At 35.2% G+C, this 16,847-nt stretch carries 18 protein-coding genes; 7 read left to right on the plus strand and 11 right to left on the minus strand.

The window, feature by feature from the left end:
* Positions 1 to 17: 17 nt before the first annotated feature.
* Positions 18 to 1,217 (minus strand): quaternary amine ABC transporter ATP-binding protein, encoded by a 1,200-nt coding sequence (locus tag ACOI1D_RS05080; protein WP_422499741.1) that lies wholly within the window; start codon positions 1,215 to 1,217, stop codon positions 18 to 20.
* A gap of 338 nt (positions 1,218 to 1,555) precedes the next feature.
* Between ACOI1D_RS05080 and ACOI1D_RS05085 the strand changes: the two genes are divergently transcribed.
* Positions 1,556 to 2,044 carry a GbsR/MarR family transcriptional regulator gene (locus tag ACOI1D_RS05085; RefSeq protein ID WP_422499742.1) on the plus strand — a complete coding sequence of 163 codons (489 nt, stop codon included), beginning with the start codon at positions 1,556 to 1,558 and terminating at the stop codon, positions 2,042 to 2,044.
* Between the two features lie 100 nt (positions 2,045 to 2,144).
* Here ACOI1D_RS05085 and ACOI1D_RS05090 read toward each other — a convergent pair whose 3' ends face one another.
* On the minus strand, positions 2,145 to 2,522 hold the full coding sequence (locus ACOI1D_RS05090) for a DUF1878 family protein (protein WP_422499743.1): 378 nt from the start codon (positions 2,520 to 2,522) through the stop codon (positions 2,145 to 2,147).
* A gap of 199 nt (positions 2,523 to 2,721) precedes the next feature.
* Between ACOI1D_RS05090 and ACOI1D_RS05095 the strand changes: the two genes are divergently transcribed.
* The 3 genes from ACOI1D_RS05095 (at position 2,722) to ACOI1D_RS05105 (ending at position 4,624) form a co-directional block, all read left to right on the plus strand.
* The gene (locus ACOI1D_RS05095; protein ID WP_422499744.1) at positions 2,722 to 3,267 is read left to right on the plus strand and encodes a DUF3267 domain-containing protein; all 546 of its coding nucleotides are present in this window, start codon (positions 2,722 to 2,724) and stop codon (positions 3,265 to 3,267) included.
* A gap of 162 nt (positions 3,268 to 3,429) precedes the next feature.
* Positions 3,430 to 3,615: a hypothetical protein gene (locus tag ACOI1D_RS05100; protein ID WP_422499840.1), complete on the plus strand. Its 186-nt coding sequence runs from the start codon at positions 3,430 to 3,432 to the stop codon at positions 3,613 to 3,615.
* A gap of 112 nt (positions 3,616 to 3,727) precedes the next feature.
* Complete coding sequence (locus ACOI1D_RS05105; RefSeq protein ID WP_422499746.1) at positions 3,728 to 4,624, plus strand: peptidylprolyl isomerase; 897 nt, start codon at positions 3,728 to 3,730, stop codon at positions 4,622 to 4,624.
* Positions 4,625 to 4,720: 96 nt separating this feature from the next.
* Here the strand turns inward: ACOI1D_RS05105 and ACOI1D_RS05110 are convergent, their stop codons facing one another.
* The 7 genes from ACOI1D_RS05110 to ACOI1D_RS05140 all read right to left on the minus strand — a co-directional run bounded on the left by ACOI1D_RS05110 (position 4,721) and on the right by ACOI1D_RS05140 (position 13,026).
* Complete coding sequence (locus ACOI1D_RS05110) at positions 4,721 to 4,912, minus strand: sporulation YhaL family protein (RefSeq protein WP_422499747.1); 192 nt, start codon at positions 4,910 to 4,912, stop codon at positions 4,721 to 4,723.
* A gap of 69 nt (positions 4,913 to 4,981) precedes the next feature.
* Complete coding sequence (gene yhaM, locus ACOI1D_RS05115; RefSeq protein WP_422499748.1) at positions 4,982 to 5,929, minus strand: 3'-5' exoribonuclease YhaM; 948 nt, start codon at positions 5,927 to 5,929, stop codon at positions 4,982 to 4,984.
* A gap of 30 nt (positions 5,930 to 5,959) precedes the next feature.
* Positions 5,960 to 6,514, minus strand: a complete 555-nt coding sequence (locus ACOI1D_RS05120; RefSeq protein ID WP_422499749.1) for a GbsR/MarR family transcriptional regulator — start codon at positions 6,512 to 6,514, stop codon at positions 5,960 to 5,962.
* A gap of 63 nt (positions 6,515 to 6,577) precedes the next feature.
* Positions 6,578 to 9,529, minus strand: coding sequence for an AAA family ATPase (locus ACOI1D_RS05125; RefSeq protein ID WP_422499751.1), 2,952 nt, complete (start codon positions 9,527 to 9,529; stop codon positions 6,578 to 6,580).
* Between the two features lies 1 nt (position 9,530).
* A complete protein-coding gene (locus tag ACOI1D_RS05130) occupies positions 9,531 to 10,763 on the minus strand; it encodes a metallophosphoesterase family protein (RefSeq protein WP_422499753.1) in 1,233 nt (410 codons plus the stop codon).
* A 120-nt stretch (positions 10,764 to 10,883) separates the two neighbouring features.
* Positions 10,884 to 12,134 carry an ABC transporter permease gene (locus ACOI1D_RS05135; RefSeq protein WP_422499754.1) on the minus strand — a complete coding sequence of 417 codons (1,251 nt, stop codon included), beginning with the start codon at positions 12,132 to 12,134 and terminating at the stop codon, positions 10,884 to 10,886.
* On the minus strand, positions 12,127 to 13,026 hold the full coding sequence (locus tag ACOI1D_RS05140) for an ABC transporter ATP-binding protein (protein WP_422499755.1): 900 nt from the start codon (positions 13,024 to 13,026) through the stop codon (positions 12,127 to 12,129). The genes ACOI1D_RS05135 and ACOI1D_RS05140 overlap by 8 nt, the downstream gene beginning before the upstream one ends.
* Positions 13,027 to 13,195: 169 nt before the next feature.
* Between ACOI1D_RS05140 and ACOI1D_RS05145 the strand changes: the two genes are divergently transcribed.
* Complete coding sequence (locus ACOI1D_RS05145) at positions 13,196 to 13,381, plus strand: YhzD family protein (protein WP_422499756.1); 186 nt, start codon at positions 13,196 to 13,198, stop codon at positions 13,379 to 13,381.
* Between the two features lie 105 nt (positions 13,382 to 13,486).
* Entirely contained in the window at positions 13,487 to 13,954 is a 468-nt protein-coding gene (locus ACOI1D_RS05150) for a hypothetical protein (RefSeq protein ID WP_422499757.1), read from the plus strand.
* A 63-nt stretch (positions 13,955 to 14,017) separates the two neighbouring features.
* Here ACOI1D_RS05150 and ACOI1D_RS05155 read toward each other — a convergent pair whose 3' ends face one another.
* Positions 14,018 to 14,788: an enoyl-CoA hydratase-related protein gene (locus ACOI1D_RS05155; protein WP_422499759.1), complete on the minus strand. Its 771-nt coding sequence runs from the start codon at positions 14,786 to 14,788 to the stop codon at positions 14,018 to 14,020.
* Positions 14,789 to 14,978: 190 nt separating this feature from the next.
* Positions 14,979 to 15,344, minus strand: a complete 366-nt coding sequence (locus tag ACOI1D_RS05160) for a YlbF family regulator (RefSeq protein WP_422499760.1) — start codon at positions 15,342 to 15,344, stop codon at positions 14,979 to 14,981.
* 582 nt (positions 15,345 to 15,926) lie between these two features.
* Between ACOI1D_RS05160 and ACOI1D_RS05165 the strand changes: the two genes are divergently transcribed.
* Entirely contained in the window at positions 15,927 to 16,814 is an 888-nt protein-coding gene (locus ACOI1D_RS05165) for a PucR family transcriptional regulator (protein WP_422499761.1), read from the plus strand.
* Positions 16,815 to 16,847: the final 33 nt, after the last annotated feature.

Raw genomic sequence — 16,847 nt, forward strand, 5'->3', positions numbered from 1 at the left:
TAAAATCCAACAGTTTATCATTCATGGTTTAAATTCACCTCACCATCACCTGCAAGAGCAGCAATTAAGGCACCACGTACAACAATTCCAACTAGTTTTCCTTTGTCTACGACTGCAACTGGGATAGGTGAGTCATGAATAACGTTGAAAATTTCATTTAATGCGGTGTCTTTTTCCACTTTAGGTATGTCTTTACGTAAAATTTCGTTGATGTTACGTATGTCATTCTTCTTAGCTTGTGAAGCGTCATCTGCTGTCACATAACCTTGAAGGTTACGTTGACCATCCACAACAAAGATGCTGGACAAGCCTTCTTCACGCATTCTTTCCAGAGCAACCCGTGGTCCGTGTTTCTCTATATTAATAGTTTCAGGTCGTTTCATAATTTGTTGAGCTGTTAGAACCTTGGAACGGTCAACATCCTCCACAAATCGTTCAACATAATCATTAGCCGGATTCACCAGGATTTCTTCCGGTGTACCAATTTGAACAATCACTCCGTCGTTCATTAGGGCAATGCGATCACCTAATCGAAGTGCCTCGTCCAAATCATGCGTGATAAAGATAATCGTTTTCTGCATGCTAGCCTGAAGATCAACCAGTTCATCCTGCATCTCTTTACGAATTAAAGGATCAAGCGCTGAAAATGCTTCATCCATCAGTAACACTTCCGGGTCGTTAGCTAACGCACGTGCTAACCCAACACGTTGTTGCATACCACCGGATAACTGGTCTGGTGTTTGATGGATATAACCACCAAGTCCAACCATTTCTAATGATTTCGTTGCTATTTTTTCTCGTTCTTCCTTAGGCATTTTTTGGATTTCTAAACCATACTCTGTGTTTTCAAGTATCGTACGATGCGGAAATAAGGCAAACCGCTGAAAAACCATACTCATTTTTTGTCTGCGGACATTCCGGAGTTCTTGTTTATTCATGGTAGAAAGATCTTCTCCATCAATTAAAACACTGCCTTCAGTTGGTTCTATCAAGCGATTAAGTAAGCGTACCAATGTGGATTTACCACTTCCTGACAACCCCATGATAACAAATATTTCTCCTGCTTCAACTGAAAACGTTGCACGGTTAACACCAACCGTACTCCCCGTTTCTTTCAGAATGTCACCCTTCGACATTCCTTGGTCAAGAAGTTTAAGCGCATGTTTAGGATTTTTGCCGAAAACTTTTGACAAGTCTTTTACCTCAATTACGGGCATTTAGTTCACCTCTACATTTCATTGTTCCGTTCCATTTTACGTTAACGCCTGAGTAATTAGTAGCATTGCTTTATACTTAGAATTAATAAAATCAAAGACGTTAACTCCCGAACAGTTTTTTTTATCACTTATCTACTATATAACGTAAAGCATGTACATTACAAACATTTTGTACGATTAGTTTTATATATATTTTATGTACAGATTAAACTGTACGAAGTTAACAGAGGAATTCCTCTCATTTTCTTTAAAATGCTTTAATTTATTATCCAACTTGCGACTTCCCATAAAACTTCGTTTGTTGTAACCTTATATAGCGATACTTAGAGGAGGATTTTATGAAGGATAAATCAAATGATCAACTAATAAATAAAATTGCGATTGAATTTGCAAAAACTATTGAACTGTTTGATTTGACTCCAATTGAGGCAAGATTGTTTGCTTTTTTATATTTAAATGAGGAATCGATGACTCTTGATGAAATGAGTGAACTGATTGACAGAAGCAAAACATCTATGAGTATTAGCATAAGAAGCTTACTTGAATTAAATTTAGTAACTCGCGTCTGGAAGAAAGGTGTTCGCAAAGACCTTTATAAGGCTAATACACAACTGTTCAAGTCGTTTATGAATTCCTTTGTCAATAAATGGATCGATGCCGCAAATCATCAAAGAAACGCTTTAGAAGAGATTAAAAAGAATATTGATGTTGAGTCAGATGACAAGCTATTAACGATCTACAATCGTCTAGCAACCATTACTGAGTTCCATAAAAATGTAGAAAGCTCATTTCGAGATTTGAAACAGAACAAACATCAGGAAGACTGATAATTGATTTTGGTTTGAAGGTGGTCAGTCTTCCGCTCTTCTATAAAAAACATATCAAGTAGTCACAACTTCAAAATGTGAATGTATTAGCAAGAAACCTTTACCGTTTAGGAAAATGTTTTACAGAAGTATCGGAAAAAGCAACACCTTTTTTTCTTAACATAGTAAATTCCTTAATTAAATGGGGAAAATAACCTTCTATCTTAAGTGCCTCTATTGTTTCAGTTGGTTCTAATTTTTCGTTTAGCATACCGGCAAAGTGAATTAATAAAGATGAAAAATCAAGAAACCCTTCTTCTTTTTGCAATTCGTACTCATTTTCCAGCATCTGCAGCAACTTAAAAAGCTCCGAATATTCCTCTTTCGTTATATTCTTTTCGATAATTAATTTGATAAACGGATATTGATCTACATCTATCAATTTAGAAAGTAACTGTAGGTGAAATGACATTATTTCTTTTTCACTTTGCTGACTCATTCATAATACCTCCTTTTTCACCCAAAAAGTTTCTGATTCTAAGCGCCTTTATAACGGTATGTATCAAGGTTTTAGGACGAGCAGATTTCAGCAGAAAAAAATAAGTAGAAAAACTATTGCATTTTCAATTGAAACGTACTATCATTCTTAAAGTATTGAGCAAACAATTTCAGCTAGAATCATCAAAGGAGGGTCAAAAATGAATTGTTGGAAATCCATAAACTTTACGAAAGAATTTGGTATGAATAGGCTCTACTTTCTTTCATTTTTGATCGGTTTACTATCATTTGTATTTCTTTTTGTACCTGTTTCTAGTATTCATGGTACTGCACATGTAAGTGAGACTGGAATTATTCCATTCCTTGGTCTAGTTATTTTAATGCCAACCATTCATTCATTTATGCATATTTTACCATTAATTATGATGAATAAACGAGTTAAAATATATTTTAATCTTAAAAAAAGTATTGTACCGACATTTAAATATCCGGCTAAAACATTTCTATCAAAACCTATATCTTTAATGGCTGCATTTGCACCAATGTTATTTTTAACAATTCCTGGAATTATAGCTTCACTTATATTTGTTGATTTTTATGTATATATTCTATTATACACGGTAATTCATATAGGTTCATCATTTACCGACTACCTGTATATTCTTCAAATTATTAAAGCACCTAAACGTGCATATATTGAAAATCAAAAAGAAGGCTTCGCAATATTAGTTAAGGCTAAAAGTTAAAATCACCTGAGGCATCACTTTCAGGTGATTTTTATTTTAAATCCCTTCCTTCACACTATTCATATGTATGAAATTTTGGTAAAGTAATAAATGTGGTGTTTTCGAAAGTTTCACATATTTAAGAGAATCTAACTCCAAATAGATTTAAGGAGGTTTCTACAAGTGAGTATTATGTATCTTTTTTATGCGTTATTTATCCTATTAATTTTCAACTCACTAACACATCTATTTTGTTTGAAAATGGAAATGAATCAAAAAAAGCAATCATCTGTATTTAGAGTTATCAATGTAATGATCATGGTCTTACTGGTATCTTCCTATGTACGAGTTCTGAATGTGATCGCTTAAAAATTAGTAAAAACTGTGTAAAACAAACTGAGATTGTTTATTTTAATATATACTATGGTATATTAAACAGTAGTTTAAAGGAGTAAATCATTAGATTAGGAGTGTTCAGTAAATGAAAAAACTAGCAATTGCACTAACATTATCAGCAGGAGTATTAAGCTTAACGGCTTGTAACTCAGACAATGAAGAAGCTGTAGTAGAGACCGGCGCAGGTAATGTTACTAAAGACGAATTCTATAACGAGTTAAAAGACAGACATGGTGAACAAGTACTAAAGGAAATGGTAACAGTAGAAGTACTTGAAGATAAATATGATGTAACTAAAAAAGAAGTTGATGCTGAAATCCAAAAACTCAAAGATGAATATGGCGATCAATTTCAAGCTGTTCTTCAACAGGGTGGATATAAGGATGAAGATGCATTCCGAAAAGTTGTAAAGATTAGCCTATTGCAGGAAGCAGCTGTTTCAGAGGATATTAAAATTACAGATAAAGAAATTAAAACACAATATGAGCGTATGAAGACTGAACTTGAGGCTTCTCATATTTTAGTGGAGGATCTTGAAACTGCTAAAAAGGTTAAAAAAGAACTTGCTAATGGCGGAGATTTTGCTAAACTTGCAAAAGAATATTCAACAGACACAGCAAGTGCTAAAAAAGGTGGCGAATTAGGTTATTTTGCTCCTGGCAAAATGGTACCTGAATTTACAGATGCAGCTTATGCATTAGAGGTTGGAGAAGTAAGTGAACCAGTTCAATCAAAATATGGTTACCATATAATCAAATTAACTGACAAACGTGAAGCAAAGGATGCGAAAGTTGGTACGCTTAAAGAGGAAACAGCTGACATTCGCCGTGAACTATTAAGCAAAAAAATTGATCCAACTAAAGCGCAAGCAAAAATCGAAAAACTCATTAAAGATGCTAATGTTGATGTAAAACTTGATCAATTTGAGAATTTATTTAAAAAAGCACCTAAAGATGAAGCTGCAAAAAAAGAAGAAAAATAATCATCGTCAAAAAAAATGCTGATCCAATTGGATCAGCATTTTTTTATAGGCTAGATATACTTGTCGTGTCTTGCAAGGCGCTTACGCTTTTCTTGGCTACTGGGACAATTCTCTTCTTTGTTTTTTTTCACGTTCTTTCTCAATTCGGTCAATAAATATCTTTCCTTCACGTTCAATGAATTGTTGTTCTAGTCTCTTTTCCGCACTCATAGCTCGATAGGCCATATATCCACTCAAGAATATAAACAGTATCATCATAAAAACCCACCAAGGCACTCCAATAATCATTATATAGCCTCCTTGTCCAACTCTTCTTATACAAGTATATGAGGACAACTTTTAAATAATGACTAGTATTTAATCCTCTTCAAATAACGGCTTATAGAATGAACGATTGTCCAGTGCGAAAATTCTTTCGGTGAATTCACCAGGTTTAACTTTTTCGAGAGAACGATTCAGCATATTCATTTTAGCATCTATTAAATCAATTAAATGTAAAAGCTCTGCTTCTCGAACAAGTGGTGGTTTTGGACTACCCCATTCTGCTTTACCATGATGACTTAAAACCAAGTGCTGCAGTATAAGAACTTCTTCACCTTCAATTTGAAGCTCACGTGCAATATGTCCAATCTCTTCAACCATCATTGGAATGTGTCCAAGTAACTTACCTTCTAATGTATAGGTGGTTGTAATGACACCTGACAGTTCCTTTAACTTCCCTAAATCATGTAGAATAATTCCCGCATACAATAAATCTTTGTTTAGTTGAGGATATAGTGTATGTAATTCCTTAGCTAGCGCAATCATACTTACAACATGGTGAGCTAGTCCGGAAACATACTCATGGTGGTTTTTTGTTGCTGCAGGGTATGTTAACAGTGCTTCCTGATACTTTTTAACAAATGCTCTTACAATTCGTTGCATTGCAGGGTTTTTCATTTCAAAAATAGCTTCGGTTAGCTTTTCCATTAACTCTTCCTTGTCGACAGGTGCTTTTTCAATGAAATCTGTTACATGTAAATCATCAGTCGGTTGAGAAGGACGTAATGATAGTATTTTTAATTGGGCCTTACCTCGAAATTGATTAATTTCTCCCGTTAATTTTACAATCTTCTCTGGTGTGAAAGTAGTTTCATCTTCCTTAGAAATATCCCATAATTTCGCTTCGATCTCACCTGTAGCGTCGCGTAGAATTAACGTTAAGAATGGTTTTCCATTGCTTGCTACACCACGGTTTGACTCTTTGATAAGCACAAATCCATCGAAAGACTCCCCAACATTAATGTAACCTAATCCCCTGTTCATACCTATTCCCCTCCCAAAGGCACAAATTATTTAGTCCATATTATTTTTTGGTATAAGACTAAAAATTTCTCCAGATTCAATCACCTGGATAAACTTCATCAGCCATTTGTAATAATTTTGAGCGTAACGAAGGCGTTCTATGTCATTACCAATTTTAATACGCAATTCTTCACTACTAGTATCTTTTTGAATAGTAAGAAGCTCTTCAATTGCTTCATCTGCTTCTTCAATATTTGTTTCTGTATGGTGGCGCCAACGGTTACTAAAAAGTGAGGTGAAAGATTTATACCAATCTTCTTCTGATTTATACAAATCCTTGCGAATACCTTTTTTAAAAGTTGATTCAACCATCTTCATGTCCGTTAGCGACCGTACACCAGTTGACATACTTGTCTTACTCATTTCTAAGGCATCACGCATGCCATCTAACGTCATTGGCTCTTCTGCAAAGTACAAGACACCATACAATCGACCTACTGAAGAAGTGATCCCGTACAGGTTCATATTTTTGGCAATTACCTGGATAAATTTTTCTTTTGTTACTTCATATTGTTCCCAATTGCTTGTCTCATCTTGTTCAGACAATAGATGTCCCTCCAATATCTACATTAGTAAAGCGCATATCTATAAAAATTTTATCATTAAATATTACATTTTGCGAATAGATTCCTTCAAAACAGTAACATTCTTTACATTATGGTTGTTCATAAGCTGTCTCTTACACGTAAACAGAAGCACTTGCCTCTTTTTTGAAATAGTAGTTATTAGACGCATCATATGTTCTTCACGGATATCGTCAAAGTGTACAAAGGCATCATCGATGATAAATGGCATATGGTGTGTTTCACTCATTACTTCGCTAATAGCCAACCTTAATGCAATATACAATTGATCCTTTGTCCCTTGTGATAATTCAGTAATCATATACCTGACTTGATTAGCAGATTCAACCTGGAACAGTTGTTCTTTAGTGGGTGGAAAAACATTTATATACGATTGGTTGGTCAGGATCGTAAAAAATTCAGATGTTTGATGTATTATTTTGGACATGTATTTATTTCGATAGTTACTTTTTGCTTCCACTAATATTTCTTTTGCACTTTTTAAAACTGCCCATTTTTCCATAAGCTTGTTCAACTCTGTATTTTCAAGTTCCAAGCGGTGCATGGCCTCGGAATATTCATCAGAGCTTTCCATAGTTGACAATTCAGCGGTCAGTTCAGCCTGTACTCTGCGCAATTCTTCAAGTTTAACCTCCAGGCTCTCTATACTAGCATGGTATTCTTTGAGTTTTTCCGTTATGTTGGTTATGTTTTCAAAGTCGATGTTTTCTATGTGTTCATCTGATAAAACGAACCTCAACTGTTCAATCAGGTCTTCTTTTTTCGCTTCAAGCTCTTCCTTATCTTTGAGTGATTTATGTTTTTGATAGAAATCTTCTTCTGTGTTAACCTCAGCAACCTTCATTAAATTAAATTGTTCTTGCTTAAATACTTGAAGCTTTTGTTTTATAGAATTAATTTGCTCTTTAGTCATTGTGATCCACGATTCGTATTGCTTCATCAATTGAATATTATTGTTATAATCTTCAACCTTTTTCTGTAAAAAAGTATAACAATTATCCACGGTTACAAAGTCAGAACCCCAGTTTTGTTCATAGAAAAACGTTTTAATTCTTTCTGTAAGATTAGACTGTTCTACTATTAAGTTCTCTAGTAGTTGTTTTTTATTAGTTAAATCATGACTCCTCTTAAGTAATGCTTTGTACATATGGTAGAAGGATGGCCAATTATTTACATCAATCGTCTTTAATATTGGATAATAGTCACGTTGGAGTCTAATTCTTTCATTAATACGGTCCAGTTTTTGGTCAATTAATAGATGGCCTTCTTTACGTTTAATTTGCTCAACCTTTTTTGATTGTAGTTGATTTTCAAGCGCAGCTATTTTTTGAATTGTTTCGTCATGACTTGTAAGTAATTCTACTGCTTCCTCTTTTTCTTCTAAACTTATATTTGCCTGGTTTGATTGATCAGTAGAACTACCAATGATTTGCTCCAATGTCTGGAGCGAACGCTTACCCATTACCCACTGAAAAAGGCCAATTCCGACTAAAGCTATTGCAGTAAAATAACACCAGCTATATCCTTGAAGAAATCCGAGTAGGCTTAATAATGCTCCTAGTGTTATACATCCAATTAATATATTTATAGACGTTTTTTGTTTTTGTTTTTTTATAACTTCTAAATTCTTGTTTTGTTTTCTATTGTTATCCTGTATACGGGATTGATTGTAACTGTATATCCTGTTAGTAAGCTCGTCAACGTATTGGGAAGGTAAACAAGTTTCTTTCAGTTTTTTTAAATCTTCTTCAAGGTCTTGTATTTGTTTTTGTTGCACAATTTCTTCGTGAGCTGAATTTTCTTGTTCAATACTAAGTTTTTGACTTTCCTCATATAATTGAATCCACGTGTTTTCTGTTTGGTATGCTAGTGAAACATCATTTAATTTTGTGAAATCAAGTTTTGAATCAATCGTTTGTAACTCGTTTTTTAATTCTACTTCTTCTTCCTTTATATTATCTTCAAGATTTTCCTTTTGTTTTACAAGATCGTAATATGCAGTTTTAGAGTTCAGCAGTTCTTTCACTTTGTCATAAGTTTTTGTGATCATTAACCCATTTTTTAATTCCGTATGTTTACGATTTTGGTCAACATCATTATTATTTAAAACGGCAAGCTCACTTTCAAGGGGTAAAATCTTATCTTTTAAGGACTCAAAGCGGTTTAATCCTTCTTCGGGAAATGTTAGTGTGTCTGGATAGGTTTTAAGCTTTTGCCTATATTTGTCCAGCTTTTGCAGGCTTGGAAGTGCTTGTCGTAATTTTTCAGCTTCGTCCACATTTCTTTTTTGAGATTTAATATCAAGTTGAAGCTCTTTAATCTTGCTACGTGTTTCACTGCGTTTGCCCTTCTTTTCACTGTACATTTTTTCCTGACTTTTATATTCCTGAACTTTATTATAAAGGTAATCGAGATTATCAAGTTGTTGATTGATGATCGGTTTTTTACCAAACGGTTTAAACAAATCACCTATTTTGGCATCCAACCGTTTTTCAACTGCGTATATGTCCGTAGACCCCGTCAAACCAACGCCTAATAAAACTTCACCCAGATCTTCTTCTTTCATTGATTTTAAAGAAGTAAGGTCCAATGCATCAAATGAAAAAATTGACTCATATGTTGGACGAGTGATCCCATGCAATCGACCTTTTAGCCACTCTTCTCCAGCTTCTTCCCCGTTTGAAAGCAAACATCTTGCAGCACCATTTCTTACTTCATCAATTCGCTCAATCACGTATTCCCCAATATCTTCATCAACTACCGTTAGCGTTCCACCCATTTTACCACTTGTTTTTGAACGAAAAGAATTACGCTTTTTGGGTGGTAGTCCAAATAACATAAACAAAATAAATTGTTGAAGACTAGATTTCCCCGATTCATTTTCCCCATATATTACTTGAAGTTCATCAGGGTGAAAATCGAGTTGAAAATCATGCCATTTCGCAAATCCATATATACTAGCACGGATAAATTCCATATCAACCCTCACCATTCAGTAATTCATTTAATAGAAATTGTTTTGCCTTCTGCCTAACCATGTCCTCGTCAGTTTCTGAAATCGGATTGAGATATTTCCGTGCTTGTTTATGACGGAGTAACTCCTCCGTGTACTTATGTATGGGAGAATCCTGACTATGTCGAAGTAGTTCACCGATAAAATGGTCTCCCCGCATAAGTTCGTTTTCATTGAAATCCTGGTCAACTTTTACTTTGTACCGGAAAATATAAACCCATCTGCTGTTTGTTATCATCGATTCATTCAGTAGCTCAATTGTTTCCTCAATGAGACCATCTTTATCCCACACGTTCAATGATTGATTGGATCCTGTAAGCTCTACTGACAATAACTGTGGAACATCGTAATTTTGTTCCTGGATTTTCTGCTGTATCACCTCTTCAAGTACATGTGGTTTACTACTACCGGATACATCCACACTGATTGTATTAAATTGGATTGCATGTAAAGGAATGAATGTTAAACTGGGCTGACTCTTATTTAAAACTACATGATAACACCCTCTGTCACGAGACTCTTTACGATTCCTTCCCTGAATGTTTCCCGGGTAGACGATAAAAGGGGTCCTTTTCAGCACATCACGCTGATGGATGTGCCCAAGTGCCCAGTAGTCAAAATCTTTACTTATCAGATCATTCAACTGAAAAGGGGCATATGTATCGTGGTCAGTGTTACTTGATGAACTTCCATGTAGCATGGCTATGTGAAAAGGAACTTCTACATCGCTGCGTTCAAATTCAGTTGTTTTATTTTGGGTGACCGATCGATTTTCATAGCTGAACCCATAAATATTTGCTATTGTTTTATCACTTCTTTTGAAAGGGACATGGTTCACTTTTTCTTCGTTAAATATATGCACATTTTCAGGGTAGGTAACAGGGTATACATTACCATTTATAAAATCATGGTTACCGTAGGATATGTAAACACTTATGTTATGTCTCTGTAATTCTTCAAAAGCTCTTTTTAGTTTTATTTGTGCCTTAAGGCTCTGACGTTCGTTATCAAATAAATCCCCAACCAATAGGACAAAATCCACCTTTTTATTAATTGCGTTATTAACCAAATTGTTCAAAGCAACGAAAGTACTCGATTGAATTTCTTTAAAAATATTTTCTGGCATAGTGCTTAAACCCTGGAATGGACTATCCAAATGTAAGTCTGCTGCATGAATAAATGAAATTTGTTCCGCCATTGCTTCCTACCTCCAAACTATATCTGAATTTATTACTCTATTCTATCAAAATTAACATACGAATGCACGTTCTACACATAATGAGTCCCCTACAAAAAGTACGTGTAGGAGACTAATAATTTACTCTTTTTTAGACAAAGCAATTGCCTTTTTTAAATCCTTCAAAGAACTTGACTTACCATACATCAAAACGCCACCTTTATAAACTCGTGCACCAATAACAGCTAATACTATAATCGATCCTAATAAAATCCCAAGTGACAGGGCTATCTCCCAGAATGGTATGTCCAGCATTCCAACACGTAGAAACATTAGCATTGGTGTAAAAAATGGAATGTAAGAACTGACAACCACAAGGCTTGAGCCTGGTGTACTTAACCCATACATCGCAATAAAGAAGGCAATCATGATAAGAAAAATCATTGGCATAATTAACTGTTGTACATCTTCTGTTCTACTAACTAATGACCCTAACATTGCAGCAAGTGTAGCGTATAGTAAATAGCCTAAGATGAAAAAGACTAGTGCATAGATAAATAATGAAGGTGATGCCCCTTGTATACCAAAGTGTTCAAAGACGCCACCTGTAAGTTCATCCTGCTTAGACACGATTAACGTATAACCCACTCCCAGTAGCAGACCAACCTGAGTTAAACCTAGTAAGGCAATACCGATAATCTTCGCAAACATCTGTGTTACAGGTGAAACACTTGAAACCAGCAACTCCATTACCCGGGATGATTTTTCGGTTGCTACATCTGTCGCAATCATATTTCCATAGGTTATGACAGATAAATAAAGAACGAACAGCATAACATATACGATCCCACGCGCTTGACTAAGCTCCTCTGTTGATTTAGCACTTTCATCTAGCGCAACTGTGTTAAATGCTACCGGCGAATAAATCTCTGTGATTGTCTCTTGATTAACACCAGCTTGCTTTGTTGCAGCGGCTATCTTTAATTGCTGCAGTTGTTGCTGTATAACCAATTGCTCCGATGAGTCCGCAATATTATTTGCAAAGTATGTAGCTTCAGGTAGTTGATTGGCATTTAGATTCACTGTTATGAAGGCATTATATTCTTCATTTTCAACAGCTTTTTTTCCTATTTCTACAAAATTTTCATATGCGATCAGATCGATATCTTCACTTGCATTTTCAACGCCAGCCTCTAATTTTTTAAAGTATTCACCAGTTTCATCACGTACAGCTATTTTCGTTTTCTCATCGTTTGAAAAAGAATCAAAGATGGATTGGTAATTCGCAACACCAACAACAAATAATAATGTAATAATCGTACTGATTAAGAAGGATTTTGTTTTAAACCTTGTCATATAGGTATGAGACATTACTATCCAAAACTTATTCATAGGAGGCACCTACCTTTTCAATAAAGATATCATTGAGCGAAGGTTCCTCTAAATTAAATTTCCTGATAAACCCTTTATCTTGCAAGCTTGCAAAAATTGACTGTGATACCTGTTCGGTTTCTATCTGCAATTCACATCCACCAGTGATCGGCTTATATTTTGTTACCCCTTCATAACTGCGTAAAAACTGGAGATCCATATCGCCGTGAATGATCAGTTTTTTCTTGCCGTAGGAATCTTTAATATCCCTTAATGATCCATGTACAATTTGATTGCCTTTTTGCAAAATACATAAATTCTCACATAATTCTTCTACATGATCCATTTGATGGGAAGAAAAAATAATTGATGTCCCTTTTTCTTTCAGATCAACAACTGCTTCCTTTAGCATTTCTACATTAATAGGATCAAGACCTGAGAATGGTTCATCCATAATTAATAGTTTGGGTTTATGTATTACCGCTGAAATGAATTGTATTTTTTGCTGATTTCCCTTTGAGAGTTCCTCAACTTTTTTATCGATATATTCTGGGACTTTAAAACGTTCAAGCCAGGATTCCAGTTCAGCTACAATTTCATTCTTTTTCATCCCTCTTAATTTTCCAAGATACACAATTTGCTCCCTAACCTTGAGTTTGGGATATAACCCACGTTCCTCAGGAAGATATCCAATCAGATGACTCTTGTCATAGCCAATTGATTGCCCATTCCAGGTGATTTCCCCTGCAGATGCATCAAGTAACCCTAAAATCATTCGGAATGTGGTTGTTTTTCCTGCCCCATTACCACCTAAAAAGCCAAACATTTCCTTTTCAGGTATTTCTAACGACAGATTGTTAACTGCAGTATCTTTGCCAAATCGTTTGGTTACGTTTCTTAAAACTAATGTCACTTCTTATCATTCCTTTCACACTTTTGTTTTACGTATAAAGATCTAAATGGTTTCAAAGTTTTTCTACTTAGTTAAACTCATGCTTACTCTGATTATCAACTGTAATACTTTTTTTACACCTTTGGAACGTTTATAATATGGTTAGTAAAGACTCTAAGGAGGAATTAATATGCGTACATATGCATTAACTGTATTTAAACAAACAGGGGAGAAACTATTGGACGAAACCTTTACTGCCGAAAATGATGAAGAAGCAAAAAAAGTTGGAAGCGCACGATTGAAAGATGAAGGGTATTCGGATCATACACATCGTTGTGTTTCACCTGAAGCCAAATTACTACTTTTCCATAGGTAATCGTTAAAGCTACATAGAATAGCACATCAAAATGGTGTGCTATTCTGTGTTTTAAATCGACTTCAACAAAGAAAATTAATCAGAATGTTGTGATATAATTAGAATATGGATATTAATAAAGGAAACATTCGAATTAAATTATGGAGTATTGTGTCACGTTTAATCTGTATTGTGGCAAGTTTCTATTTTGTTTATCTTGCCTTTAACAGTAGTAATTACATAATAGCAGCTTTACGAGGCATGGGAGCATTATTTTGGGTTTACTTGGCTGTTCCTAGTGGTGTGGAAGCAAAAAAAAGTTCTTCTCAAGAGATTGTAAGGTTCTGGTTTTATAAAGAAAAGCCAAAAGGGTTGGTTTATTTTGTGTTAACAAAAGGAGTCGTCCTTCTAGGAGCAACTGGCTTTTTGATTTGGCTTTCAAATCCAAACTTAGAAGCGAAAGAAAATTTACTTTTGTCTGCCTCAACAAATCTTGTTACTTATCTACTAGGTGGGTTCTTTATGGGATGGTTTGTATGGAGATCTAACGATAAGAAGGCGAAGAAATTAGGACTTTACAAAGAAAAAAACTGAGAGTTATAGGGAAGCCTTGGACGAAATTCATCCAGCGCTTCCTTAACTTTATAATGCTATTTCTTATTGACCTATGAAGGTTGGTTTGCGCTTTTCAAGAAAAGCACTTACACCTTCCTGATGATCTTTCGTTTGTCTCAATTCCCATTGCGTTTTCTTTTCCTCAGAAAGATAATGCTTTAATGTCTCTTGTTGCTCATGATGATAAAGCAATTTCGTTTTGGTTATTGATGTTAATGGTTGCAGCAACAACTGCTTAGCAAGAGAAGCTGCATGATTGATTACAGGTTCATCACTTACTTGGTCTACTAAATTCATGGAATATGCGGTAGTTCCATCTACTTGTTTCATACTCCAGATAAATTGTTTTGCACCGTGAACTCCTAGTCGCTCCTTCAGCCAAAAATGCCCTCCACCATCAGGTGCAAGCCCTACTCCCAGGAAAAGCATGCCTAATTTAGCATCATTTTGTGCTACAACGTAATCAGCAGTTAAAGCCAGACTTAATCCAAGACCAGCTGCAGAGCCTTTAATTGCAGAGATGACTACTTTAGGCATTAAGTATAATTTTAACGCTACTTGTTCAATCATATCCATCACTTCATCATAAAAATCTTTGCTGGACCAATCAGTCATCATACTTACGTCTCCACCTGCACAAAAGGCTTTACCTTTTCCACTAATAATTACGACTCGATCATCACTTTGTTCAACAGTTGATATAACCTCAAGTAAATCCGTTAACATTTCTTTATTTAATGCATTGTAGCGTTCAGGACGATTTAAATAAATATAGCCAATCTGATCAACACTCTCATATAAAACCGTTTTCATTTATTTCCCACCCCTTATTAAATTTCTGTCTCAATTAATAAATTCTCTATCCTTTTAAAAATCCCTGCTTAGAAAACTTATCTTATCACCAAGCCTTAATGGTGAAAGCCTTAGTTCTTATACAGAAACGAAAGTTCTTTATAATAAAAAAAATACAACCTGCAATCACTTACATGCAGGTCGTACTAAATTATTCAGCTGGTTCGGTTGATTCAGCTTCTCCATATAATTCTTCTAGTGGTTTGGTAATAATACGGCTAACGTCATTGATTACCATGTTTAAGCGTTGCTCTTCCTCCATTAACTTAGAAATATCTTCATGCTGTTGAACTAACTCAACAACCTGACGTGCTTTCTCTACCTCTTCTTCAGTTATGTCCTGTCCTTGCATTTGCTTTTCTTGAAGTTCCATTTGTGTATCACGGAAGTTTTCAAACATTTGCTTCGCAGATTCATCACTCATTACTTTATCATAAGCACTTTTTAAACTTTGGAATTCTTCACTTTCACGGATCGACTTTTCTAAGTCATATGCACTATCATAAATATTAGGCACTGTATTTCCTCCTTCAAATTCAATCTAGATTAACTATAACAAACAACAAGAATCATGTATACCATTTCGAATAGACACCGGATAACTGTTGGCTTTTCGCCAGTTTGGTACTATTGTTATAATAGAAATAAGCTGTTTTATAAAAGATTGTTGTTATTTCAGAAAATGTATAAACTGCGACGTAGTTTACCGCTACGGAAATACACTACGCTTTCCGCGGGAGGCTGGTGAGCCTCCTCGTGCTACGCACTGTGGGGTCTCACCGATGCCTTTTCCTCCCGCAGGAGTCTCCGTGTATTTCCTTCGCTAGCAATGTATTAAATAAATGATCATCATGATAAAAACCTTTTTTCGGATTGATTGAAGCGTAGGGCAGTCGACTCCTGCGGGAACAGCGCGAGCTGAAGACCCCACAGCGGTGTTTTTCCGCGAGGAGGCTGAGGCCGTGCCCGCGGAAAGCGACTGCCCGAAGCGGAAATCAACGCAGTAGCTACGTCGCAATTTTCATCAACTACGAGGTCGGTTAAAGAGAAACAAAACTTTTGAAAAGATCCCAGAAAAAACAGGAACGAGGTTTTAACAATGATAAATCAATTACAAAATATATTTCCATCCTTGATTATATATGACCCTAAATACAAACATTTACATGAAGGATTCAAGTGGTTTTCATCAGAAGATAATCAGATTGTTGGTATACATAAAAGCGAAATCACAGATAAGGAAGAAGCTTTGTTGTCTGCATTCCTTTCTCCTTATAATGAATTAGGTACCCAATTAACAAATAAAGAACAATTTTGGGAAGACATACTGCATGGTGAACAGACTATATTAGAAAATAAACACTTGAAATTCTACCGTTTTATTTATTTTTCCTTCCAACAAAATAGAATAGAACCAAATCTTTTCAAAGAGGCTATCCAAAGTATTGCATCAAAACCACTGCCAGTATTGTGGTTGACGAACTACCAGGGCATATTGATTGAGGAACAAGCTGAAGTTGGATCTGAATCCATTTCCTATGATGAAATCATTGACGTTTTAATGAGTGACTTGTATGTAAAACTGAATTTATTCATTGGTCCATTCATGCATGATCTAAAAAATGCCAAACGCTTCTACCAAGGATTTGTTGAGAGCGCAAAAACAATTTTCGACTACACGGACAAACAGGTGATGTCCTATGTAGAAGCTATTCCCTATCTATATTCGGATCATGTAGATAAATCTTTTCGTGATGATACCAGACACTTTTTATTGAAAGAAGTACTCGAAGACAAAGAATTACTGCTTACAGTCGAAACTTTTTTATCATGTAACTTGAACATAACAGTTACTGCAAAAGAATTATATATGCACCGTAACAGTTTGCAATATCGAATTGATAAGTTTATTGAGAAGACTGGAATCGACATTCGTCAGTTTCATCAGGCTGCTACCGTTTATCTGGCTTTAATTTCCAAAAAATAATAGTAACCGTTAACATGCACAAAGGGTTGGTTA

Origin of the sequence: Virgibacillus sp. DJP39 (assembly GCF_049310925.1) — a bacterium.
In the GTDB taxonomy this organism is placed as follows: Bacteria; Bacillota; Bacilli; order Bacillales; family Amphibacillaceae; genus Virgibacillus_F.